The 25,898-nt window shown below is 46.1% G+C and carries 27 protein-coding genes; 2 read left to right on the forward strand and 25 right to left on the reverse strand.

Annotated features, from left to right (window positions below):
• Positions 1-56 precede the first annotated feature (56 nt).
• From AC1U9U_RS02020 to AC1U9U_RS02060, 9 genes are all read right to left on the reverse strand, one after another.
• Positions 57-1,388, reverse strand: coding sequence for a vWA domain-containing protein (locus tag AC1U9U_RS02020; RefSeq protein ID WP_479958882.1), 1,332 nt, complete (start codon positions 1,386-1,388; stop codon positions 57-59).
• A gap of 13 nt (positions 1,389-1,401) precedes the next feature.
• A complete protein-coding gene (locus AC1U9U_RS02025; RefSeq protein ID WP_479958883.1) occupies positions 1,402-2,286 on the reverse strand; it encodes an AAA family ATPase in 885 nt (294 codons plus the stop codon).
• 260 nt (positions 2,287-2,546) lie between these two features.
• Entirely contained in the window at positions 2,547-2,921 is a 375-nt protein-coding gene (locus AC1U9U_RS02030; protein WP_479958884.1) for a YlbF/YmcA family competence regulator, read from the reverse strand.
• Positions 2,922-2,988: 67 nt separating this feature from the next.
• Positions 2,989-3,708, reverse strand: a complete 720-nt coding sequence (locus tag AC1U9U_RS02035; RefSeq protein ID WP_479958885.1) for a hypothetical protein — start codon at positions 3,706-3,708, stop codon at positions 2,989-2,991.
• A 91-nt stretch (positions 3,709-3,799) separates the two neighbouring features.
• Positions 3,800-4,474, reverse strand: a complete 675-nt coding sequence (locus AC1U9U_RS02040; RefSeq protein WP_479958886.1) for an HD-GYP domain-containing protein — start codon at positions 4,472-4,474, stop codon at positions 3,800-3,802.
• Complete coding sequence (locus tag AC1U9U_RS02045) at positions 4,456-5,259, reverse strand: histidinol-phosphatase HisJ family protein (protein WP_479958887.1); 804 nt, start codon at positions 5,257-5,259, stop codon at positions 4,456-4,458. The genes AC1U9U_RS02040 and AC1U9U_RS02045 overlap by 19 nt, the downstream gene beginning before the upstream one ends.
• A 29-nt stretch (positions 5,260-5,288) precedes the next feature.
• Positions 5,289-6,611, reverse strand: a complete 1,323-nt coding sequence (locus AC1U9U_RS02050) for a metallopeptidase TldD-related protein (RefSeq protein WP_479958888.1) — start codon at positions 6,609-6,611, stop codon at positions 5,289-5,291.
• Between the two features lie 2 nt (positions 6,612-6,613).
• Entirely contained in the window at positions 6,614-8,095 is a 1,482-nt protein-coding gene (locus AC1U9U_RS02055; protein ID WP_479958946.1) for a TldD/PmbA family protein, read from the reverse strand.
• Positions 8,096-8,503: 408 nt separating this feature from the next.
• On the reverse strand, positions 8,504-8,980 hold the full coding sequence (locus AC1U9U_RS02060) for an N-acetyltransferase family protein (protein ID WP_479958889.1): 477 nt from the start codon (positions 8,978-8,980) through the stop codon (positions 8,504-8,506).
• 132 nt (positions 8,981-9,112) lie between these two features.
• Here AC1U9U_RS02060 and AC1U9U_RS02065 point away from each other — a divergent pair, with 132 nt between their 5' ends.
• On the forward strand, positions 9,113-10,027 hold the full coding sequence (locus AC1U9U_RS02065) for a Na/Pi cotransporter family protein (RefSeq protein WP_479958890.1): 915 nt from the start codon (positions 9,113-9,115) through the stop codon (positions 10,025-10,027).
• A 56-nt stretch (positions 10,028-10,083) separates the two neighbouring features.
• On the opposite strand, the gene mobB is transcribed toward AC1U9U_RS02065, so the two are convergent.
• From mobB to AC1U9U_RS02085, 4 genes are read right to left on the reverse strand one after another with little or no spacing between them, the layout of a single operon-like run.
• Positions 10,084-10,578, reverse strand: a complete 495-nt coding sequence (gene mobB / locus AC1U9U_RS02070) for a molybdopterin-guanine dinucleotide biosynthesis protein B (protein ID WP_479958891.1) — start codon at positions 10,576-10,578, stop codon at positions 10,084-10,086.
• On the reverse strand, positions 10,579-11,793 hold the full coding sequence (locus AC1U9U_RS02075) for a molybdopterin molybdotransferase MoeA (RefSeq protein ID WP_479958892.1): 1,215 nt from the start codon (positions 11,791-11,793) through the stop codon (positions 10,579-10,581).
• 1 nt (position 11,794) lies between these two features.
• On the reverse strand, positions 11,795-13,570 hold the full coding sequence (locus tag AC1U9U_RS02080; RefSeq protein WP_479958893.1) for a DUF342 domain-containing protein: 1,776 nt from the start codon (positions 13,568-13,570) through the stop codon (positions 11,795-11,797).
• A gap of 41 nt (positions 13,571-13,611) precedes the next feature.
• Entirely contained in the window at positions 13,612-14,877 is a 1,266-nt protein-coding gene (locus AC1U9U_RS02085) for an LCP family protein (RefSeq protein ID WP_479958894.1), read from the reverse strand.
• Between the two features lie 184 nt (positions 14,878-15,061).
• Between AC1U9U_RS02085 and AC1U9U_RS02090 the strand changes: the two genes are divergently transcribed.
• On the forward strand, positions 15,062-15,265 hold the full coding sequence (locus AC1U9U_RS02090; protein WP_479958895.1) for a hypothetical protein: 204 nt from the start codon (positions 15,062-15,064) through the stop codon (positions 15,263-15,265).
• Between the two features lie 72 nt (positions 15,266-15,337).
• Here AC1U9U_RS02090 and AC1U9U_RS02095 read toward each other — a convergent pair whose 3' ends face one another.
• From AC1U9U_RS02095 to AC1U9U_RS02150, 12 genes are all read right to left on the reverse strand, one after another.
• Positions 15,338-15,919 carry an adaptor protein MecA gene (locus AC1U9U_RS02095; protein ID WP_479958896.1) on the reverse strand — a complete coding sequence of 194 codons (582 nt, stop codon included), beginning with the start codon at positions 15,917-15,919 and terminating at the stop codon, positions 15,338-15,340.
• Between the two features lie 161 nt (positions 15,920-16,080).
• A complete protein-coding gene (locus AC1U9U_RS02100) occupies positions 16,081-17,181 on the reverse strand; it encodes a DUF362 domain-containing protein (protein WP_479958947.1) in 1,101 nt (366 codons plus the stop codon).
• Positions 17,178-17,690, reverse strand: coding sequence for a hypothetical protein (locus AC1U9U_RS02105; RefSeq protein WP_479958897.1), 513 nt, complete (start codon positions 17,688-17,690; stop codon positions 17,178-17,180). The genes AC1U9U_RS02100 and AC1U9U_RS02105 overlap by 4 nt, the downstream gene beginning before the upstream one ends.
• A 160-nt stretch (positions 17,691-17,850) precedes the next feature.
• Complete coding sequence (locus tag AC1U9U_RS02110; RefSeq protein ID WP_479958898.1) at positions 17,851-18,450, reverse strand: HD-GYP domain-containing protein; 600 nt, start codon at positions 18,448-18,450, stop codon at positions 17,851-17,853.
• 200 nt (positions 18,451-18,650) lie between these two features.
• Complete coding sequence (locus AC1U9U_RS02115) at positions 18,651-19,430, reverse strand: lytic transglycosylase domain-containing protein (protein WP_479958899.1); 780 nt, start codon at positions 19,428-19,430, stop codon at positions 18,651-18,653.
• Positions 19,431-19,448: 18 nt separating this feature from the next.
• Positions 19,449-19,904 carry a chemotaxis protein CheW gene (locus tag AC1U9U_RS02120; protein ID WP_479958900.1) on the reverse strand — a complete coding sequence of 152 codons (456 nt, stop codon included), beginning with the start codon at positions 19,902-19,904 and terminating at the stop codon, positions 19,449-19,451.
• Positions 19,905-19,931: 27 nt separating this feature from the next.
• Entirely contained in the window at positions 19,932-20,684 is a 753-nt protein-coding gene (flgF, locus tag AC1U9U_RS02125) for a flagellar basal-body rod protein FlgF (RefSeq protein WP_479958901.1), read from the reverse strand.
• Between the two features lie 112 nt (positions 20,685-20,796).
• Positions 20,797-21,198, reverse strand: coding sequence for a flagellar basal body rod protein FlgB (gene flgB, locus AC1U9U_RS02130; RefSeq protein WP_479958902.1), 402 nt, complete (start codon positions 21,196-21,198; stop codon positions 20,797-20,799).
• Between the two features lie 5 nt (positions 21,199-21,203).
• Positions 21,204-22,196, reverse strand: a complete 993-nt coding sequence (locus AC1U9U_RS02135) for a flagellar hook-basal body protein (RefSeq protein WP_479958903.1) — start codon at positions 22,194-22,196, stop codon at positions 21,204-21,206.
• A gap of 136 nt (positions 22,197-22,332) precedes the next feature.
• The gene (locus AC1U9U_RS02140; protein ID WP_479958904.1) at positions 22,333-23,604 is read right to left on the reverse strand and encodes a flagellar hook protein FlgE; all 1,272 of its coding nucleotides are present in this window, start codon (positions 23,602-23,604) and stop codon (positions 22,333-22,335) included.
• A gap of 77 nt (positions 23,605-23,681) precedes the next feature.
• A complete protein-coding gene (locus AC1U9U_RS02145) occupies positions 23,682-24,269 on the reverse strand; it encodes a flagellar hook capping FlgD N-terminal domain-containing protein (protein WP_479958905.1) in 588 nt (195 codons plus the stop codon).
• Between the two features lie 9 nt (positions 24,270-24,278).
• Complete coding sequence (locus AC1U9U_RS02150; protein WP_479958906.1) at positions 24,279-25,880, reverse strand: flagellar hook-length control protein FliK; 1,602 nt, start codon at positions 25,878-25,880, stop codon at positions 24,279-24,281.
• Between the last annotated feature and the right edge of the window lie 18 nt (positions 25,881-25,898).

The following is a 25,898-nucleotide window of genomic DNA, read 5'->3' on the forward strand; positions in this document are numbered from 1 at the left end:
TTGTGAGCTTATGAACGATGTGTTTACACCTATAGTATGTCTCACACTTCCGGAATTTAACCAAAACCCGGTGATTTTTTTAATATTTCTTGCAAATGTCCTAATGTGTTGCATTCAAACATTTGGCAATGGGGACGAAAAAGTTCAACTGTCTTGACTTCTTTCCATCTTTTTTCCGGTAAAGTATTCAGCCAGATGATCTCCCTTACTTTAGCCCTTGTCTTACCTAATAGAATTGCTGCCTTTTCACCCTCCAGGGTCTGAGCATCACTAAGGATGAAAAGAATCGACCGTCGGGTTAGGGAGTTCCCATGCTGTTCATGAAGCTCTTCTAGGGAAACAGCCAGGTTGGTCCCTCCACCAAATTCTTCTACAATATCTGCTATGGATAGGTTGACCATACCTTGAAGAGATTGGACCCCCCTGAGTTTGGAAGAAAAATCGATCAAATGATTAGCAAAGACATAGGTCTCAATCCCAGAGACTAAAGTTGTCAAACCATAAATAAACTGCAGGATAAACTCGGTGTACTTAACCATAGAGCCCGACAGATCACAGACCAGGACAAAGCGCGGTTTTCCCTGCCGCTTTTTACGATAAGATTTCTTTAACAATACCCCTCCATAGCGTAGATTCTCCCGCACAGTCCTTCGCATATCCAGACTGCCTCTTTTTCCCTGCCCCAAGCGGCGAGAGATCTGAGAAGCTAATCTTCGCGACAGCCGCCGCACCAGTTTGCTGACTTCCGGCCATTCCTCGGGGGGAATATCTTTTAAATCCTTCGTAAGATAGTGCATTTCCTTTTGCCGCATCGCCCGCTCAGCTTCGCTCAATAGACCTTCATGACCAGGAGGCGCTATCAAATCCTCCCCTAATTTCCTTCGCCAATATTCCAGAGAGCCATGAAACATGCGCTCCAGCAAAGGTTGGAAGGAGTGGTCCAGAGGGACCCCATTTCTGATGCCCTCCTCCGAACGCTCCAAAAACTTCTTCAGGCGCTCCTTTTCCTCCTCCGGAAGGCTCATATAGGTTGCCCGCTGTTCATCGGTTAAATTTAGTTCCTCACCTTGAAAACGCAGCTCTTCCCTAGTCTGGGCGACTCCCGTTTCCCAGCTTTTTACCTTTTCCTGAGCCTCTTTCCGCCATTGAGATTGAGCCTCCGGCGGAGCAAAAAATACCCGAAAAGCCTCTTCAAACCAAGGCAACTGTTTTTCGGACTTTACCAATGTGCTTTGCAATACTCCCTCGACCCGATACTTATCCTCTAACCCGATTAAAGCCAATCCTTCCAAGGCATCTTGGACCTCCGTAAAATTCACCGGGATGCCTCCCTGGCGCAAAAGACCAATGAATTCTAAAAGATGGCGATCCAGTTCACTCCGTGTCATTAAGGATCCCCCCTCAGATTCCTTTCGTCTCCCAAATCAGCCGTTCCGCACCCATTTCCCCATAGAACAGTTCCAGGTCCTCCTTGCTTTTGAGCAGCAGATTCAAGGTAGCATCCACCCAAGCCGGATCAAGCTCGGTTTTTCCCATGACCAATAAAGCCTTGGCCCAATCCATCGTCTCGGCAATCGAGGGTATTTTTTGCAAGGCCAATTTTTCTCGCAAAACGCTTACAGCCTTCGCCACTTGAAAAGCAAGCTTATCCGGTAAGTTCGGGTACTTGGAACGGAGAATCCGCACTTCCTTTTCCACCGTTGGAGGGTTGAGATAAAGGAAAATGCAGCGCCGTTTTAAGGCATCGGACAATTCCCGCTCCCCATTGGAAGTCAAGATAACCAAAGGCTTTTCCTTAGCTTTGACTGTTCCCATTTCCGGAATAGTCACCTGAAACTCTCCGAGGACCTCCAGCAGAAATGCCTCAAATTCCGCATCGGTCTTGTCAATCTCATCGATAAGCAGCACGGCAGGTTCTTCGCTGATCAGACCTTGTAGAAGCGGCCGGGGCAACAGGTAATCCGGCCCAAAAAGATCCTCCTCTTTAAGGTTTTCCTCCTTCAGCTGAATCCTGATTAACTGCCTTTGATAATTCCATTCATAAAGTGCCTTGTTTTCATCGAGACCTTCATAACATTGCAGACGAATCAAAGAAGCCGAAAATACCCGGCTAAGTGCCTTAGCAATCTCCGTCTTACCCACCCCCGGCGGTCCGGCAATTAAGATGGGTTTTTCCAATTGAGCAGCCAAATAAGCCGTTAAGGCAATGCGGTCCTCTTTTTCCGTAATATACCCCTCTTTTGTCAGGGACTTTTCAAAATCATCCAATGACATATCAAGTTTCACTATATTCCCCTCCTCTTACTGACCCTTCGCAATTCTTCTATTTCCTGCTTACGATTTACAACTATCATAACATGAGTTAAACCAATTGAAAATTCAGAAAGTTTCACAAAGAAAACCCGGCTTCGTTGAGCTTTAGCGAAAACGGAGCCGCTGGTTGCCCTTGTGCGCCGTGAAACTTATGCTTTTTGATTAGCCAAGAAAATAAATCCGTAAACCTCAAAGAAGCTTACGGACTATAAAGGTAATTTCTCACTTGCAAATCAGGTCAATATCTGAGGTTCATCCATCTCTTCAAACCCCACGGGTAAAATATCCACGATAGCATCCCCAATGATTTTCTGAACATCATTGATCATACGCGAAACGCGAAATTCCGCCTCAAGGTATTCTCTTGCTGCGGGGTTAAGGCTCAGTAAGCTGTACAAACGCTCCAGATCCTGCTGCTTATCCTCGGGGATCTCCAACTGAAAAAGATGGGCTTGTTGAATCTCAAGCTGCTTCATCTGGAAATCACACATTATTTTATATTGGCCTTCGTTAGCCTTAACCATTTCTTTGGCCCCAATAAAAGTCTGATACTCTTCCGACTCTTTAATTTGTTGTGCTAATTGCCGGGCTGTCTCAAAAACAGACATATCCCTAATCCCTCTCCTCTCTCCCATATCCACCATCTATTAAACTCACTATAATTCATAACTTTAGTTATTGTCCAGCATTACACTCCATAGGAAGGCTCCCGATAACCAGCTTTTCCAGCACTTCATAGGCTTCTAATCTACTATAGGCCAGAAGATCATCCCATTTCCCGCGCTCAAATTCCCAGGGAGAATATGAAGATACCCGACTGGCAAACCCGATAGGACGTCCACCACCAAACAATCTCTCTAATCTCCGGGCCGCAAGACTGACAGGACCATTAGGTCTGGCCGTGCAAAAAATCGGTTCTAAGCAAAGTGCCGGTTGGTCCTTATAGATAACCAGCAGACTTTTTTTATATAAAGGTTCCACCCTTACTTTTTCCCGTTGAATCTCCTCACGTAAAAGCACAGGTTCCGGAACCTCCTTGCCTCCATGCTTTTGCCAAAACTCCCTTTCACCAACGATGTGGATCGGGACCCTTAAGGCCAGCGCCCCCATTTGCCTGGCAAAGCGAGTCAGCATTTCGGCAAATTCTCGTTCTGCCGCATTCTTCACCGTTAGTCCCATCATCACTATCAAGCGTTCTGAGGAACTGATCAACAATTCCCCGGCTTCTTCCTCTTCTCCCATACGGACAATCTGATAGCCCGGCAACTGTTGTAAGGAGGTTTTAATCTTCTTGCCTCTCTCGATCAAAAACGCACCTAGTGCTTCCGCCCAATCAGCTAAACCTTCTTCATCCCAATCCCTTAAAGGATTTAGGGATAACTCCATCCAAGCCATGCCCTCGCCCCTTTGCCCTGTTCGAATCCTTCCCTAGTTTGGCTTAAGATCGGGATTTCTATCCGAACATTTTCAGAGCCGAAAGAGCATATTAGCCTGCAAAATTCTTTAATTCCTCCTTAAACCATTGATCAAGATCCTCCGGGAGACCGGGTAAATTCTCCAAAAAACAAATAATCCTCTCCCCCCAGAATGGATCATAGAGGCTGCCTAAGCCTACGCGCATTTCTTTAAGGACAACCTGAGGGTCCAGAGGTTTATTAGTATGGCGGCGAACCTCAATCCCCTTAGCGTAACTGTCAAAAACCCGAAGACCTCTCGCCAGTAAGGGTATTTCCGTCCCTTTAAGTCGATAGGGATAACCATTACCCCCAAAGCTTTCATGATGTGCTACTACCCCTTTGGCAATCCTCTCCCAGAAACGATTGCCTGTCTTTTGGTAATAATCAAGAATAATTTCTTCAGAACCTAGAGGATGCTCAATCATATAGCTCCACACATTAAGCAAAAGCTCCCGGTCAAGGTCCTTAAGCCGCCCTCCGGAAAAAAGAATTTCCCCGGGCCAACGGATTTTGGCAATATCATGTAAAAATCCCGTCGCCACAAACTCGTTGCGAGTTACCCAAGCTTGTTTGACAAACTGTTTTCCGATATCCACTTCCGCGAAAAGGCTCATCAGACAGCCTACCCGCAAACTATGATAATAACTGATATCATCTACCCAGGCCAAATCAGTTAAAAGCTGCCCTATTTCTTTAGCGTACATGCGTGATTTCCTTTCTTGAAAAATGGGGATAGTAAATAATATGTTTTTTCTCGCTGCTTAAACCCTACCAATTCTTTAATTCCCATATTTTTAAGCAACTGAACGGCAATATCCTGATCACGCCCCACATGTTCTGCCCGATGGGCATCTGACCCCAGGGTCAAGGGAATCCCTCGGCGCTGTATCTCTTGAATTATTTTATGTTCAGGATAATATTCGCCAACAGGCTTATATCTACCTGCCGTATTCAGCTCCATAACCAAACCATTTTTTTTAATTTTTGTTAAAGCACCGTCGGCTAATTCTAGGACATCTGTAAAAGGGCGCACCCCGAAAATTTTAACTAAATCAAAATGCCCTATTGTCGTAAAAAGGTTGCTGGCCGCAGCCATTTCCACCCAAGAAAAATACTCCTTATACATCTGATCCGCATCCCGCTCCCGGTGTCTCGGCTCTTCCTCGGGAAGGTCAAAAATCCAACCATTAAACTCATGAACCGAGCCAATCACAAAATCAAAGGGAAACTCTGTCAGTAGGGCTCTGATTTTTCCTTCTTCCTCTGGTCGATAATCCACCTCTAAGCCGATGGAAACCCGCAAATCCGGATATTCCTCCGCCACCTTACGAATTAAGGGTAAGTCCAAATCCTCATAATAATAGTCGTGATCGGCAAAGCCAATCTCCCGCAGCCCCATCCTTCCTGCCTGATCCAGAAACTCCCGGATATTTTCGGCAGTGGCCAAGCGATCCTCATGGCCTGTCAAGTGAACATGCATGTCCAGCATTCTCTTTAAACCCTCTCATCCAGTATTTTCTACATATTCTGAACCCCGGTCCTCACCACAAGATAAGGCTTCGTCTCCAGCTCCTCTTTACCCAGTACGGTCTCGGGAGAGGCTAAATCCTTAAAGAAGTTCCCATATAACTTTACATCGCGCTTACCGACAATTTTTCCCTTTTGAATCCGTAGACTTTGGGGAGCACTTAAAGAATAGTCACCGGATACACTGTTTTGAGTATGCATCCCTAAGACGGAGAGTATCAGGATTCCATCCTCGATACCTGCCAACAGTTCCTCCCAAGGCTTCTCCTGCCGCGACCGGAGATCTAGTCCGGAAGTACCAAGAGAAATCCCCGTCGGCGGTGCTCCCCAAGCCTTAGCATCTTTCATCCGCAAAATAGGTGTCTGCAATTCACCATTCTTCACCAAAACCGTCTTTTGAGCCGGAACCCCTTCAGCACTAAGAAGGTAAGATCCCCACTCAAAGGGACGTAAGGGGTCGGCTACAAGGGTTAGGTCCTCAGCAAAAATTCGTTTATTATTCTTAAAATCTTCAATCTTAAAGGCACTTTGTCCTTCCAAGACAGTTTGACCGATAAAGTTGGGGAAAACAAACTGACCGAGGAGATCTCTTGTGACGCCGGGGGAAAATACAACAACTGTAGTGGAATCGACTTCCGCAGCAGTACTTTGGAGAGCTTCGTAATAAGCCAAGGTCCGCCTCCATAAACTTTGCCACTCGTCCTCACGAATCAAACGCCGCTTAGCAAAGCCGGCACCCACTAAACTATCAAAAGAGAAGGAAAGAGCATATTGAGATTGCTGATAACTGACCGCTAACCCTTTCGAATTGCGAACATGGCGATAACCCCAGCCCGCTTGAATGCCGGCGTTCAAATTGATTCCAGATGGTTTATCTTTTAAAAGCTTAGCCAGTTGGTCAAAAAGAATTTCATCCTCTCCGGCGAAAATCTTTTCAATATGGCGGTCTTCAACAGCCACCAGTGGCAAAGGCTGGGGCTCGGGAATATCCGCTCCTGCGGGGTCCCCATAAGAAGCCTGACGCCACTCAGTCAATTGCTCCTGCCAATACCCTTCATCCCCTTGAACAGAAGGCGCTTGAACTTGGGCCTGGGTCAAACGGCCATCCTCCCAAATAATATAGATCTCCCCATCTTCACCTTGCCGATAACTTGGAGGGGTATAAACACTCCCAGGAGAATTTTCTTTTATTCCTAAGGATATTGTCATAGCTTCCTGAACCAGTATCCGCCAATCGCGAATCCTCAGCTCCTCCCCTAAGGGAGCTGCCTGTGCCTTGTGGAGGAATTTTTCAAGCTGAACAACCAGTTTCATTCTTACACTCCTCCTAAACTTACATTTTCATCCCGATCGAGAAGGAGGTAACGGTGACTCCCGCCACTGGAAGGAACAGATTGTCCCCCTTTACCACAAGTCCCGATTGCATCATAACAACCTCCGCCAATGCCCATACGTATAGCCTGTAAAGCGGAGAGAATTTTGCCACTAAAAATACTGGGCCGGTAAATCGCTAAATTAGGATCTGCCACATCAATAATCCCATCACACTGAAAAACAAAATCCCCGGTTTTAGGGTTAACCTGACCACCACGGTAGCCTAATAAAAGGAGATGCTTTTCCCCTTCTTGCAGTTCACCGGCATTTTTAAGGACTTCTCTTAACCGGGAAACCTCCTCCATTAAGCCGGGAGAATCAGGCAAGGGTAGTTCATGATCAACCGTTAAGCGAATATTGGTCATCCTTGGCAGTGGCACATAACCATAGCTTTCCGCTCTGCCTGCTCCGGAGACAGGCATCCCCGCCTCCCGAGCGGAGAAAATATCCCCTAATCCTGCTTGCAGCACACCATCTTTAACGATCTCGACGGTTTCCCGCACTAAGCCGTTAGCTGAATAAGGCTGGAACGCCCAATCCCCGACCAAAGGTCCATCAATGATATGGACTCCGGAACGGGCCACTTGAAGCCCTTGCTTGAGCTTGCCCTCTTTACCTAATACCGACTCCTTCATATGATCTGATTCCACGGCATGGCCAAAGGCCTCATGGGCTAAGCCTTTAGCAAGTCCATAATCGATGATCAAGGGGTAATGCCCGCTAGGCAAGGGAGGGGCCACACAAACTTTCTTTGCAAATTCAGCCCGTTCCACAGCCCTTCTCTCCAGTTCCCCATCCTCCTTTTCCCTAAGGAGCAGACTCACATCCACACCACTGCGCTGAACCAAAGCATTTTTAGCCCGGCCTTCTGCCCTGACTGTTCCATGATGCATCAGCACTGCCCGGGGAACTACATAGGTAACCAAGGTTCCATCGGTACGCCCGATACACCACTGATCTTCTACTTGACGATAGCTGGTTTGCCAGGAATTTTCCGAATTACGCTTGAGCAAGCGTTCATGCAAATCCAAAACCTCTTCTTGCAATTCCGCCAGGGAAAAATGGGTAAATGCCAATTGAGCCGGATTACTTCCTATAGCCTGTAAAGGAGGAGCCTTGAAGATTTCACGGTTTAATTCGGCACCAAGCTGGGCATTGCGCCGGGCTAAGGTTATGGCACGCTTTACCGCCTCCCGTCCAGCCTCCACAGTTAACATATTTACCGAAGCAAATCCTGAAACCCCGGACCGAGTAAAGGCCTGAGCTCCGATACCACTTTCCCAGGCCGTAGAGACCCTCTCAAAGCATCCATTATTCAGCCTTAAGCTCCATTCCCGTTTAGACTGGGCCCGGATAATAATATAACTTCCCTCTGTTTTCAGGGAACTTTGTTCTTTCAATATTTCTTCAACAATGCATGCCATTTGATTTCCTTCCACGGCTTTCCTCCATGATAAAGTTTCTTGCTAGTAAGTTTACCTTAATATACCACTATCCACAAGCTAATAAAATCTTGTAAGAGTAATACTACCCAACCCGGCTCTAAATTCTTTCCCTAAAAATTTAACGTAAATTTTTACGCCCTGAGTGTATAAGAAATTTTTCCCGGGAAACACTTTAACTAGTCTCACGTTTTCCAATTTTTTATCCCCACTCCTCTCTTTTACTTCACTTGCGGCATTTCGTCGCAAGCTTTTTTATTTAATTAACCGAGCAAGGAATCTTGCCGAAGAATTTTTTAGAATGGTCAAAAAAGGGACTGGTGTTAATGAACCAAAACTCATTAACACCGGTCCCTTTTTGCTTAAAAGCGCATTTTATTGGCAGCTCTGCTATTCCTTTAAAACCTTTACCATCAGCTTTCGTTCTTCGGCAAACCCAAGTTCCTGATAAAGCTTTAGAGCACTAATATTATGAGTGCTTACTGCCAAGCCCAGGTATAAGATACCTTGATCTTGACAATATTTTTCCGCCGCATTCATTAAATTTCTACCTATTCCATGGTTACGATACTCTTGTTTAACGGCGATATCCATGACCCAGGCTTGATGTAGACCCGTTAACTCTTCCACAGCACTAGGATAAAGAACTAAAAAGCCTACCGGCTTTCCCTGTTCGGCTTCGGCAATAAAAACCTTAGAATCGGTTTGCCTAATCCATGTCCAAAAATTCTTTAACGTTTTAAGTCGGTATTTCATAGTCTCTTCCATGGGCTGTTGGCGCCATGGTGAAATATTAACGGGAATAACCTCCTTAGCCAATTCGAACATAAAGGGCCAATCCTGCACGGTTCCCTGGCGGATGAGCATACCATCACCTCTCGGGATAATTTACGCATCCCCTCACCAACTTGCGCCTGTTCTGTGGATAAAAATTACCCATATACTTTTATTGTGCGATGAATAAAAATCCGATTAACTAATAGAAAGGAGAGGCCTTATTTGACCATCCTCCTTGCCGTAACTTTGGGGCTGGTTTTCCTTCTCTATGGTATGCATATTCTGCGTTTTGGCTTGCAAGCTTTCGCCGGCGAAACTTTCCGCAACCTTCTCTATTATATGACCGCAACACCGTGGCGTGGTTTTTGGAGCGGAACCCTTTCCACTGCCCTTCTCCAATCCAGCACTGCTCTCACGGTAATGACCGTCTCCTTTGTCGATTCCGGTCTTATTCCCTTCGAAAATGCTTTGGGACTGATTCTAGGAAGTAATATTGGCACCACCATAACCACCCAGCTTCTCGCTCTCCCTCTGGAACCCCTGATCCCCTATGCCCTTCTCGTCGGTGCCTTAGGTTATCTTTTCATCGCTAACCGCTGGCGTTATCTTGCCCTCTCTTGCTTAGGGCTAGGTATGCTTTTTCTTGCTCTCGGACTCTTGGAAAACGGTATGGCGCCCTTAGCCGAGCTGGAGTGGGTTCAAAGTGCACTCCAGCGGCTGGGGGATCATCATTTTCAAGGAATAATTGCCGGGACCCTGCTTTCGGGAGTCCTTCATTCCTCAGCAGCTACCACCGGCATCGTAATGGTCCTGGCCGCCGATGGCTGGATAACCCTTCCCACCGCTATAGCCTTCGTCTTTGGGGCCAATATCGGCACCTGCTTTACCGCTGTGATCGCCTCTTTGGCAACAAGCCGTGCCGCTCAACGAGTAGCAATTTTTCATGTACTCCTAAACCTTTTCGGAGCCATATTATTCTACCCCTTGCTTACCCCCCTTGCCCTTTTCTTAGAGTGGCTTGGAGGCCCCATCGCTCTTCAAGTGGCTAATGCTCACACTCTCTTTAATGTCATTTCTTCTCTTGCCGCCATGCCCTTATTGCCCTGGGCAACCCGGCTTTTAAAAAAACTACGCTGAAACAGGGGGACAGGTACATTGTTTCAAGCTTGAAACAATGTACCTGTCCCCCTGTTTCACTTTAGTCCGTATTTGTCTGCGAGGAAATCACAAATCCCTTTAGCATCATCTAAATCAAAGCAGGGTACGCCCATATCGAATTGGACATCGCTGGCAATGGCAATTAATTGCTCCGGCTTAGACAAAAGCTCCTCATGGACCGCGGAACGAAAGACCTCGATCCGTGGCTGATTACCATGCTTATATCCCTCAGTGAAAATCAAATCCACCTCGGGTATACGTTCCAATACTTCTTCAAGAGTTTTCTCCTCTTTAACTTTTTCAAGAACGGCCATTTGCTGCCGGGAAGATATGGCGACTACATCAGCTCCCGCTTGGCCAAAACGCCAAGTATCCTTACCGGGTTTGTCCATCTCAAAGCCGTGAACATCATGCTTTACCGCCGCCACTCGCCACCCCCGGCTTTTAGCCTCCGTGATCAGCTTCACTAGAAGGGTAGTCTTCCCGGAATTAGAGCGCTGACCAACAATGGAAACTACCGGAATACTCATCTAGTCCTCCTCCCAAGCGGATATCCAGCGGCCTTGGAGCAGTTCTCCTTTTTTAACCGGGCCGTGTCCCCCTGGTACATCCACCAGCAAATGACTTCCCTGCATGGAGCGGATAACACCTGAGCCTTGGGCATAACCGGGGTCTGCCCAGATCTCTCCATTTCGAAAGACTGCCCTAGCTCTTAGGAACCTTCTTTGCTTCCCGGACTTGCCGAAATCCCCGTCCATATAGACTGGAAAAGTACGCTCTTGAGATCTTCGCCCCTTGAGCTTCCGCAAAACCGGCCGTACTAGGAGTTCAAAGTTGACCACCGCCGCTGCTGGATTTCCGGATAAGGAAAAATAAAGTCGGTCTTCTTTAATTCCGACAGCGACAGGAGTACCGGGCTTAAAGTTTACCTTCCAGAAAAGCATCTCACAGCCTACTCCCGCTAAGGCATCCCGGATGAGGTCATATTCACCTACAGAAGCTCCCCCGGTAGTTACTATAAGATCCATATCCTCAAGTGATTTCAGGGCGGCGATGGTCTCCGCCAAATCATCTCCCACAAAAGGAGCTACTTTAACCTCACAGCCGGCCTCCAGTAACAGCCCTTTGATAGTATAAGTATTACTGTTATAGATTTTTCCGGGCGGCAGAGGACTTCCCACATCCCGAAGCTCCGACCCCGTGGACAAGACACCCACTTTCGGCCGGCTATATACCTCGACCTCCCCTATCCCCAACGTGGCCAGTAAACCTACTGCTGCAGGAGAGAGTAATTCACCTGCTTTTAATACCACTTCACCCTCAAGGGTTTCTTCCCCTTTGCTTACGATATTAGCCTGGGGCTTAACAGGCAGATTAATTTGAACTTGGTTACCGGACCGTTCCGTGTCCTCTTGTCTTACCACACAATTCGCCCCTGGGGGAATCGGCGCACCCGTAAAAATTCTTGCACATTCCCCAGGTTTAATTTCTCTTTCCGACCAAGTGCCTGCCGGAATCTCACTGACAATCTCTAAAATTAAGGGAGCCCTATCCCCATCTTGCGCAATATAAGCATAACCATCCAAGGGTGAACGATCAAAAGGCGGCATATCGATGGCTGATTGTACCTCCTTAGCCAACACCCTGCTAAAAGCTTCTGTTAAGGGTACAGTTTCCGTACCGAGAGGCTTTGCCCGTTTCAAAACTATATCTAATGCTCGTTCCAGTGAAATCATAGTTTCCATATTACACCTCCCACCTTAAACGTTCCACCTGAATTTTTCCATGCTCTCGGTAGACCTCTAAGGATTTGTAAGGTTCTTCAATAGAGATTATTTCTTTATCCGCAACTAAAATAACGTTGGCATGGCAAAATCCTACTTTTAAGCGCTTGGTTCCGGGAAACTGAACTGTTGTGGCACTTACTCCGGACCCGCCTAATTCTTTAATCTCCACTTTGCCGCCGGAAATAATTTTGCCCCCCCGGCAGACCCCCTCAATGCGAAGATCACCACTCGCCTGAATATAAGAATTAAAGGCACCTTTTCGACAAAGAAAATTTCCCGCACATTCTATGGTAGCGCCTTGTACATAGTCCACATAACATTCCAATTTTTCCGGAACTTCCAAGGTTATATTGGCAAGCACTTGTACAAATGTCTTGCTGACCTTTTCCAGAAGGGGCAGGGCTTGAGGACTAAGAGGCCCCAGCCCTACGACAAGGCTCTTGACTGTAAGGGCCAATAGAAGCAAATCCCGAGTAATCAACTCATCCTTAGTTGACAACAAAAATTTCTCAAAATCCACCGCCTGCTTAGGCAAATCCGGAAACCTGCGTTCGATGATAAGTTTAAGACATTGACCCTGCTTTAGGTTTTTGGCTTGAGGTGAATAGGTAAACTCTTCGGCGATCATCAAACAAGCAGTTAAATTATCACTAAGAGTTTGAAGGTCATGTATTAGTTTTGAGCGGATAACAAAGCGTTCCCCTACTACCAAATTAGCCGCCATAACATTGCGGTAGACAGATAATCCCTTCTCTGCCCTAATCTCAGCACGAAATACGGACCCCCGAACCTCAACTTTTCCCGCAGAGAAGATATGTAACCCGTCGTGAACATCGCCGGAGATAAACACATCCCCGGGAAACTCGATGCTCCCTACAGCCAAATCCAAATCCTGATTAAGTGTATAAGCAGGCTCAACTCCGAAGGAAAATTCATCCAGCCTAAGCGGGGTCCCGGCAACGGTAGCAATGACTTGGCAACCGTCTTCTGATAAACTAACATTTTTCTTAAGTTTAAATTGGAAATCCTTGGGCTTAGGTGCAGGGATCTCTTGACCATTCACATTTTTTCCTGCCACTCCCGGTACTCCGGGAATTTTCCGGGCTAAAGGCTGACCTTCCTCAATCAGCTTTAATTTTGAAGCAAAATAGTCAACTCGCGCATCTTCGGAGATCTTTGGTTTGGTTTCTTCTGTTAAGTCGATAAGCTGGGCAGGAATAGGTAAAGTCGGCGGGGTTCCTTGAGCAATCACCACTTCATCCGACCCATTTACAGCATAAATATTCTCCCAAGCCGTCGGTAGAACCCCATGGACAACCCCATTGACTATAAGGTCAGCTTGTAACTTTTTCTTATCCCAGTATTCACCTCTTGCTTCGGCATCCTGCCAGATCACAACCTCCTCTAGGCGGATAGTAATGTCCCCAGGAATCATTTCAGGCAGAATATAGAGTCCCGGCTTATGGTGAATTACCTTAGCAACTGCCGTTAGGCCCTGGTCCCGAATTTCAAGGCTCCAGGTAAGCTCTCCCGGAGAATGGTGCGGGAAAAACTCAAGTATTTCGCCCGGATCTAACTTAAAGGCTTTTTCCTGAATTTGTCCCTTTTCATAAAGCATACCTGCTTGAGGATAAGGCACAAAGAATTTTACCGAGTCTGCTAATTTAATAATGTACTTATTTTCTTCCGGCTTCCAGAAAGCAGTGCTGATATTCGGTGGAATACTATCAATCATACCCCAACACCTCACTCTTCACTCCTGTATCGTTCCATTTTTCATTCTTTCTTCCGGTTTCCGGATAATTCGGCGGACACTCCGCCGGCTTTATCCCTTGGCCTTTCCGGTATTACCTCTCCAGGTTCATGAACAGATTTACCACCGTCTTTTATATCTTCTTGGTCCTGGCCCCTTTGTCCTTCTTGACTCCCTTTGCCAGGGTTATTATTGATATCCTTACCATTTTCTATCGGTTCTTCATTTTCTTTTACACCGTCACGCGGAACATTCCCATCAGGGTTACCATCCCGATAATCAGAAGACTCCCGCCCGTTGGGATCTTTGGGACTCCCGGGAACCTGGGGCAAGGATGTTTCCTTTCTGGGTTCAATGGGTTCAAGCAAATCAATTTCCGATTCTCCAATAACTTTATCCGTAGTGATACCACGGAGCAGGTTCTTTACTACTTCCTTGGCCTTATCCGGATCAACTTCCCAATAACTAATACCTTTAATATCTCTAAACCAACCCGGCAAGGTCTGCGTATAAATCTCCAAATCTTTAAACCTTACTGCAGTCTTGCTTATTTTCAACATATTACCCAGCTCAAGATTCGTATTGACTGCCTCTTTTAACTGGGGAACTAACCAGGGAAGCTTGGGCAAGGTACTTAGCTTAAGCATTTCCTCGGCAGCAGCCTTAAGTACCACCTGCTGGCGAGCAGTTCTAGATATATCCGCCAAGGCATCATTGCGATACCGCGCATATTGCAAAGCCTTTGAACCGTCAAGCTTTTGCAATCCTTTTTTCAGATCGATAACCCCATCCTTTTTATCCCCGGTTTCAAAATACATATCCTTTTCCACATCAACAGTGATTCCGCCTAAGGTATCAATAATATCCTTAAAACCGTCGAAATTTGTTTGGATATAACCGGCAATGGGCAATCCTGTTAGATCGGACACTACATCAACAAGATTATCTAAATCCGTCAGGGGAACTACACTATTGATTTTGATATCTTTATGCCCGGGTATGGAAACCCGTGTATCCCGCGGTATCGATAACAAACTTATGCGAGCATTCTTGGGGTCTACCGTTGCTAAAATTATTGTATCGGTGTTAAATTTTATTTCACCAGGCCGCTGATCAGCGCCGATTAAGAGAACACTGATGCGGTTTTTCAATTCCTCTTCGGTTAATGATCCACTCAGGGAATCAGGGTTAGTTTTCGTATCGGACATAATAATGTCACTAAACCCCAGGACCAAACCACCAACTAAAAGAAAAACAGCAATTATAGCAAGGGATACTTTTTTAAGCACAATATCACTTCCGTAACATTATAAGATATATATATTATACCTTCTATTCGCCAATATTGGACGGTTTTTTCCTCAACTAACCGACCTAATTATCCTTAATCAGCCCGCAGGCTTTTTAGGATTTCGACACCTCATCTGGCCTATTATAGGCATAGCGTTAATACAGGAGGTAGAAACGAAAATCATGGAGCAATTAACTAATCAATCCCGCCCAAATCAAGGAGAGGTCCACCTTTTTGATCCAAAGAAATCACGTAAGAAAAGCGTTCAACATTGTATTTTTTGTGAGACAACCTTTCCTTTGCAAAACTTTAAGGGAAAAGCAGTTTGCACTGCTTGCTTAGAAAATATTACCGGTTTATTTTCTGAGGCTTATCTACCATTATGACATAATATTAACTTTTAGAAAAGATGATCGAAACCATAAGGAAAAAGGAAGTCAAGCGACTTCCTTTTTTGGTTAAAACTTAAAATGTTGTTTAAGAGTTTGCAAGGCACGTTCCTTGAGAATAACTTTCCCGTGTTCTTCTAAAAACAATTTTGCTACATCCACAAGTTCCCCATATTCGTCAAATAATGCCTCAGCCACTTGCTTCTTCTTGCCGGAACCAAGATGGCTTACGACAAGATAATACTCTCCTTCAAATTGAAAAAGACTGGAGCGAACACGAGCAAAATCAGGAATACGTTTTACACCTGAGAGGACATCCTCAATATCGGCAAAGGCATAAACCCATTCCATTACTTTCGAACGGCTCGTGCGCTTGGTTTCCTTTTCTTTGGTGATGGTCTCTGTAGCATCTTCTTGCTTAATCACAGTAATCACAAATTCCTCATTTGAAGATGCAGTTGCTTGTATCCAAAAGGGTTGATCAAGGTTGAACTCCACTTCTTCCCTTGCCTGTGAGATTAGTTCCCAAAATAATTGCTCACTTCTTTGTGAACGTTGAAAAAGATCGGCCATAGTAATATCTCTGTCGGCAAGTTCGGCAAAGGAGATGAAGATGCGGATTGTATTTTCGTTGACTTTTTGAATACGCATTACCCCCCACCTCTCCTTCCTAATCTTATCAATAGTTTATTTCTTATGATATCATATTACAACACTTCTGTGTTGGCAAATGATGTGAATTTTTTGTTCTATTTTACAATATGTTCCTTTGGGCAGTTGGTCTACTTCAATCAGGATAAAGGAAACTTACTTCAGGTGGTAATTAGATTATACTTCCTTGACCCCAAACCAACTCTTTCCCCATGCTCCAATTGAACCGACCAATCGACTTGCGGATGAATTACTCGGAACTTATCCTCTTCATGGTGCCTTTCACCAAGCACTGAGTGAGGGTTCCCATGGGCTTGATTGACCAGATCAACTGCGGCCTGATCAATGGCAACGGGGTCCTTAGATGCCAAAATACCGATATCCTGCACAATGGGAATGTCATTCCAATTCACACAATCACACAATGGAGAAACATTATTGACGAAGGTTATAAAACCTGTCTTACCTTCCTTCCCTTTGAGGGCTCCCACGGTATATTCCACAATCTTCTCCTGGATCACATCAGGAGTGGTCTTCCAGTTCACAGCAATTGCTTTAAAGGAGCAAGTTACCGTACACTCCCCACAACCGATACACAGACTCTCATCGATCCGGGCCTTTTCTTCAACCGTAATCGCTGAAGCCGGGCACCAGTTCCGGCATTTGCCACAGCCCGTGCATCGCTCCCGATTAATGTTGGGAAGGAGATCCGAGTGCTGCTGCTGCTTGCCGGCCCGGCTACCCAGACCCATTCCCACGTTCTTAAGCGCCCCACCAAAACCTGTGGCCTCATGACCTTTAAAATGAGATATGGCGATTAAAGCATCGGCGTGAACCGCTGCGCTGCCAATCTTAACCGCTTGAAAATGCTTTAGATTCACCGGTACAGATACATAGTCTTTCCCATTAAGCCCATCGGCAATCACCAAGGGGGCCCCGACTACGGAATAATCAAAACCATTTTCGATAGCCGTTTCCAAGTGGTCAACAGCATTAGAACGGGATCCTACATAAAGGGTATTAGCATCTGTTAAAAATGGACGCCCACCGGTTTTTTTGATCTGGTCCACCACACGTCGAACAAATTGTGGCCGCACATAGGCAAGATTGCCCCGTTCACCAAAATGAAGCTTGAGAGCAACCAGATCATTCTTCTCGATCCCCTTAAGAATACCTGAGCGATTAACAAGCTGCTCTAATTTCTTCAAAAGATTTTGGCCATTACTTATTTTCATACTGGTGAAGTAAACATCTGACATCAGTTTTTCTCTCCCTTATTTGCTATGCTTTTAGTCCCGTTTTCCCGGTCTGTACTATCCTTTTCCGTACTCGGTGGAAGAAGCTCACAATAATAAATTTCCAGGCGGTGAGGTAGGTAGCTTAAATTTACTCTTTGACCGGTATTTAATTCATAGTAAGTAAAATGATCAAGGAGAAGTGTCTCTGTCCCTGACTCCCAGCGAATTTCCACCTGATAAGGATGCAGATCATTCGAGGTTATACTTTTCCCGATGATCTCTCCTTGTACTTGAATAGGTCTAGCAAACCAATCCGGCTCCACCTCACGAAAAATCAGCAGATAAGCAGAAAAAACTACTAACCACCCCAACCCACGCAGAGCAAGCAGTAATTTATCGGTAAGCTTAATCCCTTTTTGCACTTTTGTATAAACCTTCCAAATAGAGAGAGTTATAATGAAAAGCCCAAGCATTATTATCCCTAGGGTTTCAATCCAAGTCGCTTTCCATAGATACTGGTAATACTCGACCATATATACCCCCGTGGCAGAAAGTTCTTCTGTTAGAATGATTATAAATATTTTTGTAAGCAAGGTCAAACAAATACTTGCATTTTCACAAGAAAACCGACCATATTCATGATCGGCTCTTTACAAAATGCACACTGATTGATCTCAATATGTTAGTTTATGACTATTGAACTCCTTCTAATCCTCTAATAAGTACCTTGTCGATAAAAATATCAACCAAAAAGGGATCAAACTGGGTTCCGGCATTTTTCCTTAATTCTTCGATGGCTTTACGCTTGGATAAAGGTTTGCGATAACTGCGGGAGCTGGTCATGGCATCATAGGAATCCGCAATTGAGATTATCCTTGTTAGTAAGGGTATATCTCCTCCTTTTAACCCTCTTGGGTACCCCTTACCATCCCAACGTTCATGATGAGATAGAATTAATTCAGCAGTCTTTTCCATATTGTTAAAGCTGCAGAGAATGTTAAAGCCACTTCCTGGATGGCGTTTAATCTCTATCCACTCCTCTTCACTGAGTTTTTCTGGTTTATTGATTATTATAGGGTCTATGGAAGCCTTACCGATGTCGTGGAGTAAAGCAGCTTTCTCTAATTCCAATACTTCTCCTTCACTTAGTTCCAACACTTGCCCCATTCTATGACATAAGTTGGATACTCGCTTTGAATGGCGCTTAAGACAAGAATTTTTAGTTAAATAACGGCTAAAAATCCACTGAGTTGATTGCCATTCTTCTCTCAATTCAATCCACTCTGCTTTCATCCTACTCCTCCCCCTCTGATAATTTTGGGAAGAATTTGCTCACTTATCTCTTTAAAACTTTAATTGGTGCTCCCAAAACTATTATATGTGAACGTAATGACATTTACAATTCATTATGTGTACAAAATCGCAACAAATATTGTCGAAGCATGTAAATAAATAAAGCTTCAGGTCTCATTTTTCATAGACCTGAAGCTATATTAGACTTGAGTCTCGAATTTTCCCAGTGCCGACATTATTTTTTTGACATAATTCTGAGTCTCTTTATAAGGGGGTATGCCATTATACTTATCAACGGCCCCGGGGCCTGCATTATAACCGGCCAGGGCCAAGGCAATGTTGCCATTGAAACGCGCCATTAAATCTTTAAGAAAACGAGTTCCCCCGTCCAAATTCTGGGCAGGATCAAAGGGGTCCTCCACCCCATAAGTTTTTGCGGTGCCGGGCATAAGCTGCATTAAACCCATAGCACCTGCCGAGGAAACTGCTTTAGGGTTAAAGTTTGACTCAGCAATAACCACCTGGCGGATTAAATTCGTATCCATTCCATAGCGCTCTCCAACCTCGGCAATAAGCTGTTCTATCTCCGGCTGATCTACTCGAAAAATGGTATCTCCCGAAGAATTAAGTGAATTTATATGATAATAGTCGGAAAAAGTCCCATAAGGTTTTGTGGTTGAAACCGCGGATTGCTGACCAATACCGGCAAGACCCGACAATAGACTCTCCGACAGCAAAGAATTCCCCGAAGATAATAGATTACTTGATAATAGCATGCCCGCTAGGAATTGAGTATTATCCGCAGCCACAGCTGAGCCGGAACCTGATCCATCCTCTCCGGATAAAGCCGCTTGCAGCAAGGCAGCAAAAATTAGTGCTTGGGACCCATCATTAATTCCTTTATCGGTTTTATTCGGGTCCTGCCAAGCCTGATTCATATTTTGAAGCTGGTAAAGTAGCATTAACTCTGCTGCATTCACCGGATACGCTCCCTCCAATCAAACTAAGTTAGTAATTCCCTGAAGTTCTTCTTTACCAAGGATATTATCGGGAATCAAAACCATAATAATTCGATCCGGAAGATTTACAATTCCCCCAATAAAGGGAGCAGTCACCAGAGGTGGTGGTGGAGCAATATCTTCCAGGACCCGTACTTCTCTAACTTGATCAACTGCGAATCCTACTAAATTTCCATTAACCTCCGTGATTAGGGCAAAATCCTCTGCGGAAAACTTCTCTTCAGCTCCCGAATTATGTTTTCTCTCTACGCCAAAGCGAACATGCAAATCAATTAAAGGAATTGCCGACCCGCGCAGATTGATCAGACCCTTGACATATCCCGGTGCCTTAGGGATAGGACGAATATCTCCTAATCGCGTAATTTCCCGGACAATTTCGATAGGCATCCCATATTCTTCTTGACCTAACTCAAAAATAACAACCTGGTTCCCCATGAAGCCACTTCCTTAACTTAAAATTACTTAGACAATTTTGCCGATCTCATTGACAGCTTTTTCTAAGGTTGAGTCATGGGTTTGGATGACCTTCTGATTTGCTTCATAAGCTCTCATCACTGAAATCATCTTAACCATCTGGCCCGCTAAATCCACATTTGAGCCCTCTAAGGAGCCCTGGCGAATCCCCGCATTACCATCGAACTCTTGCGGAGGCTGATTAGTAGCATAAAGGGACTGTCCCTCCCGAATCAGCCCTCCTTCGGGAATTTGAACTACTCTTAAACGGTCGATATACTCTCCCCCGTCGGTGATCACACCGTTAGCATCTACTTGGAAGTCCTTGCTTAGAGGCCCGATAGCCCCCCCTTCCCCGAGAACCGGGTAGCCTTCCGTTGTTTGAAGCATTCCTTGAGAATTCAGCTGGAATTGGCCATTGCGAGTGTACCGTTCTCCGTTGGGGGTAGTCACCACGAAATAGGCCTCTGAGGTCAAGGCAAGATCCGTGGGAATGTCGGTGGTCTGGATAACCCCCTGAATATTTAACCGGCTGACCTGGTCCACTACGACCCCGGTTCCCATGCCGCCAATCAAGGTGTTGCCGGGAATTTCATTTTCCGTGCTTGTTCTCATCATCAGCAGTTCCGGGAAAGCTTTATTGCTTGACTCTTCTGCTTTATACCCCGGAGTTCGGAGATTGGCAACATTATCTGCAATAACCTCACTTTGAGTTTGGGCAGCAAGCATGCCGGATGCCCCTGTATAAAGACCTTTGATCATATTGGTCACCTTCATATTTTTTATAGCATCTCATGAACCTTCACCTTGCTTAAGATGACAACGGCATATTGGGTGTCATCCCGGGCATACGCGAAGGATCCTATATTTTAAATTACTTTTGGGTTATCACTGTACGAAGATGGGCCAGCTGTGCCGAAATGGCCCGGGTAACTGAGTTATAATAAATTACGTTTTCCACCGCATTAACCATTTCCCGATCGATATCGACGTTATTGCCATCGTTCCGGTAGGCAGTGCTTTGATCTTCAACGACCCCATTAGCATTCAAACCCGATTTTTGGATATGTCTCTCGGATGTTAGCTTAAGAGGCAGTTCTCCTTCCACTTGCCCCAGGGCTTGGCCAAGCGCCACCTTAAAATCTACATCCGAACGTTTAAAGTCGGGGGTATCCACATTGGCAATGTTGTTAGAGAGGACCTTATGCCTTAAACTCGCAGCGTCCAAACCCTTTTCTAATACATTGATAATTGGCATATTCAACCAATCAGACATTTAACTTACCTCCTTAAGGAGTTTGCCATACTCCACATCTGATCCCCATTGGTAATCATCCGGGCATTCATCTGGTAAGCTCTTTGCACTTGAATAAGTTCAGTCATAGCCGAAGCCAGATCCACATTGGATTGTTCTAAGGATTGTGTTCTCAGGGTTCCTAAGCTTCGCTCTTGAACCTGACTCCCCGGTGTACCGATCAATTCATCTCCGGTAACCCCAGGAACGTTGGGGGAGAGATAAAGGTTTTGCCCACCCTTCACTAATCCCCCAGGATTAGCGAAGGAAACCAGGTTGATTTGCCCCAGGGTTTGATGGTTTTCCTCAATTGTCCCGCTTAAAGTCCCCTCAGTGCTGATTTGGACATTTTCCGCCCCTTCCGGAATCACAAAAGCTGCTGCTAAAATATCCCCGTTCCAGTCCACCGGGCGACCCAGCTCATCCACTTCAATTGGACCCGCCGAGTAGAAGGCTTCACCTTCCGGATCTTCGGTAACGATCTGTCCAAAAACCCTTTCTTCTTCATCAATAAAACCTGTGATCCTACCGGTTTCATCAACGTATAGATCCATAGCATCGGCAGGGATACGCACTTCAAGGATATATCCATCCGAATTAACCAGCCTGCCTTGAGCATCGGGCTGGAAGTTTCCGACCCGGGTATACCCGCTTTCCCCGTTGGTCGTGCGCACCGGGAAAAAACCTTCCCCATCTATAGCTAGGTCGAGAGGGTTCCCGGTATTGATATAGGTTCCCGGACGGAAATCCGTGCTGATAGAGGGATAGATGGCCCCCGCCCCAACACTAATGCCTTCCCCTATGGGTTGCCCCTTAAACCCCCGCTCCGCAGGCCGCAACTCGGAAGCCAAAGCCTCCGCAAAATCCACTCTTTGAGCTTTGTAGCCGGGAGTGTTCACATTAGCGATATTATTGCCTAGAGTATCTAAGGCTACCTGCTGAGCTCTAACCCCGGTCGCAGCCGTATTAAGAATCCGCAAGTATATTACCTCCCTTCACCTTGTCATGCTGAGCGGAAGCGAAGTATCTTGACCCCGCATCATGCCGCTGTAAGACAAAGCCTAAAGGGACTTAGGCATAAGCTATTACCTTATGCCCAAGTCCTTATTATTCAGATTATCCGCGTTTTAAATCAATAAGCTCTTGCAGCAGGGAGTCGGAAACAGTGATAACCCGGGAATTTGCTTGGAATCCACGCTGGGTAACGATCATATCCGTGAACTCCTGCGAAAGGTCGACGTTGGACATTTCTACGGAATTGGGGATAATATTTCCCCGTCCCGCTGTTCCGGCAGCACCGATGTCCGCTATACCGGAGTTGTTGGTAGCCGCATAGAAATTGTTACCTAAGTTCTGCAAGCCCGCATCATTGGCAAAGTTAGCAACAGCCAGCTGACCGATGCGACGGGACGCAGATCCTTTGCCATTGCTGTATATCCCGGTAATAATACCGTTGCCATCGATAGTGACTTCATCTAATTTTGCCTTGAGTCTCCCATCTACACCGGTAATATCAACACCGGTAGCCGGCGGAGCCTTATCCAAAGTTATTGTTCCAGTTTTTGGATCGAAGTCTCCTGTTGATAGAGTTAGTGCAGCACCGACTAAATCCGGATTCTCATAGACATAAACGCTTCCCTTTTTTACGAAATCCCCCGGCGTAAGTGTAAGCTTTTTATAGTCAATGTTGGTAATCTCAACAACGGGAGGCGTCCCGGTACCTTTTGGAGGAGAAGTAAAGGTTATTTTTCCCGTCGTGGGATCAAGCGTTCCACCGGCGGGAACCGTTGCCGAAGCACCGATTAATGACGGATTGACATATTCATAGTTGCTCCCGTTCTGCACAAAATCTCCGAGATTAATCTTAATTATTCCCCCCTCAGGTTCAGGAGGGTATGAGCCTATATTGAACCTTAAGGGTGTCAAAGGTGTGCTTCCCCATTCGAGAACCTCCCTGTCATTAGCTCCCCACATTTGTCCCAGAACGAAAGCCCCTGTCCCCGGATCGGTGAGGAAGCCATTTTCATCCTGAGAGAAAGCACCGGCCCGGCCATAAACGATCTGTCCGGCATTTCTAAAGACAAAGAATCCCCTTCCTTGGATCATGGCATCCGTACTTTTGCCTGTGTTCTGTGAGCTTCCGGGGGTCATGATCTGGTCGATGGAACTCACCATGGAACCTAAGCCGATCTGGGCGGGGTTGGTTCCCCCTTGATTCGCTGAGGGAGAGCCGGCACCCTTCATGGTTTGGCTCAGCATGGTGGAGAAGGTAACACGGCTGCGTTTAAAGCCGGTGGTATTGACATTAGAGATGTTATTACCTACGACATCCATTTTTATTTGGTGGTTTTTCAAACCTGAGATGGCTGAATACAAAGAACGTAGCATTGAACTACTCCTCCATTTCCTTTATTTAACGCTTTAATAGTCATTTTCCAATCGGTTTCCTATATCGGAATCGCAGACTATTTCGCCCCCTCAGAGTTCACAGGATCCTTGGAAGTATCACCCTCTTCATCCTCAGGTACAGGATCTGGGTCTGTTGGATCTGGGTCTGTTGGATCCGGCTCCTTGGGTTCAGTGACGAAGATAATTTCGCTCACGTCAACAGCGGCGGTACTGCCATCCTCCAGTCGCAGTACCAGCTGAGGATTGCCCGCACCCCATTGCACGGATTCGGCGATTCCTGTTACGATTTTGGGGTTACCATCTTTACCCACTGTCAGTCCTTCCACCTGCTTACCGATCAGAGCGGCTCCTTGACTGAGCAAAGAACTCTGAAACAAGGCCCCCATAGCATCGCTCAGGTTTTCCATGCCCTTGGCCATATTATTCATTTGCTCCAGCGAACTGAACTGAGCCATTTGTGCAATCATATCCTTGTTATCCATGGGCGCAAGAGGATCCTGATTGGTTAGTTCGGCGACCAACAGCTTTAGAAAATCATCCTTACCCAGAACCTCTTTCGTAGCGTTGGAGACTGCATTACTTTGCTTGGAATTTGAAGTATGAGATGTATAGTTTTTATAATCCGAATTAACTGTATTCCCCATAGTTACCCCCTAGGCCTTGATATTAACCCGATTAGCACCTGGGATCACTTCATCATTGCTCAATATTTGCTCAAGCTCTTTACTACCAAGTGTCTCTAAAGCGTCATCCCCGCTCTCCTGAGAGCCGCCTGAACCTTCCCGGCCCTGATGCCCCTGGGCACCTTCTTTTTGCTCTCCCAAGCCCATCTCCATTTGTCCGCATTGGATGCCTAACTGAGTCAGATTGTCTCTGAGTTCAGACAGATTCTGCTGGAGGATCTGTCCCGTTCCCCCATCCGTAGCCACCATGCGCAGATGAACTTGTCCCTCATCCCAGCTCATGGAGATACTAATCGCTCCTAAATGGGCAGGATGCAATTGGATGGTCAGTTCGCGAAGTTGGGGGCGGGCCAGATAGGCCTTGTCAAAGATGTCCCGGGCCACTTGGGTCCAGATGGGCTGATCACTCTTGTCGGTAACTTTCCCTTGGACTTGAGCGATATCTTTGGCTTGATTGGTTATACCTGCTGCAACATCCGTTAAGACAGATTTAGTCCTTTTATTTGCTTCTATAGGCTGTTCATTGTCCTGAAGCCTTTTGGCAGCCGTCTCTTTTAAAGGAGCCAGACCGCCTTCTGCCGGCTTTTCTTCCGGTGCGCCATGGGTTAATGAAGTGCTTATTGCTGCCTTTTGTTTTAGGAGCGTAGTATCCTCGGAGTTCTCCTGATTCAAGCTGAGCATCTCTGCGCTTTTCCCCGCTCCTTCAAATCCCTGAACTGCCCTCTGCCTAACCTGATTCTGATCTGATTCTGTCCCATGGTCACCAGGCTTCGACTTACCTAGTAAGGCTGCCGGCAATGTACCTTGATTAGCCTCAGCAAAACTATTCGCCGCTGTCTTGACAGAATCAGCCGGTGCTGTATCTGCCTTAGCCGGATCAGCTACTGCACCTGGTGCTTGCGCTTCATCATCCATGGAGATAAATAAACCACTGTTATAGCGTTGAACAGCGAGTTCTGATTTCTGTTGGGCTAAAGGATTAGGATTAGCCTCAGCCTGATTTTGCTGCTTAAGCCTTATTTCCCCTGACATTTCTTTAAGTAAATTGGATATCACATTCTTATATAAATCCAATTCCGACTGGGGGGAAGTCCTCCCCTGAGGCTGTTCTGTCATCCCTGACAGCTGTACATCCTCTAATATGCCTGGAGAGCTTGATGGGGGGATCTGAACTTGCATTGTATCCAAGGGGGTCTTGCTTCGCATTCTATCCAGTTGGGTCATGAGAATCTCCAGTTGTTGGGAGTTGATTCCCTGTTCCCCTTGCCCTTGTAAACCTCGCGCAATACCCTCTCGAAAACTTTCGTTTCCTTGAAGTATTCCCATAAGTCCTTGTAACCCATCTAAACTCAATAAGGCGTAACGTCCGGAATTGGCCTCCTTGCCTGCCGGTTCATTACTCTGAATACCAGAGTCTTGCCCTTGTCCAGCCTGGTTGAGCCAGCCGCCCAAGATTGCTGCAAACATTGCTGCCGCGGAATCGGGGCTTGGCTGAGAACTTTCCAGGAAGGAAAATCCATCTTCAATTCCTTTAATGGATCTTCCGCCGGATAGAGCATTGATTCCAATCATGGCATCACCTCCGCATAT

The organism is Desulfitobacterium sp. (genome assembly GCF_982384815.1).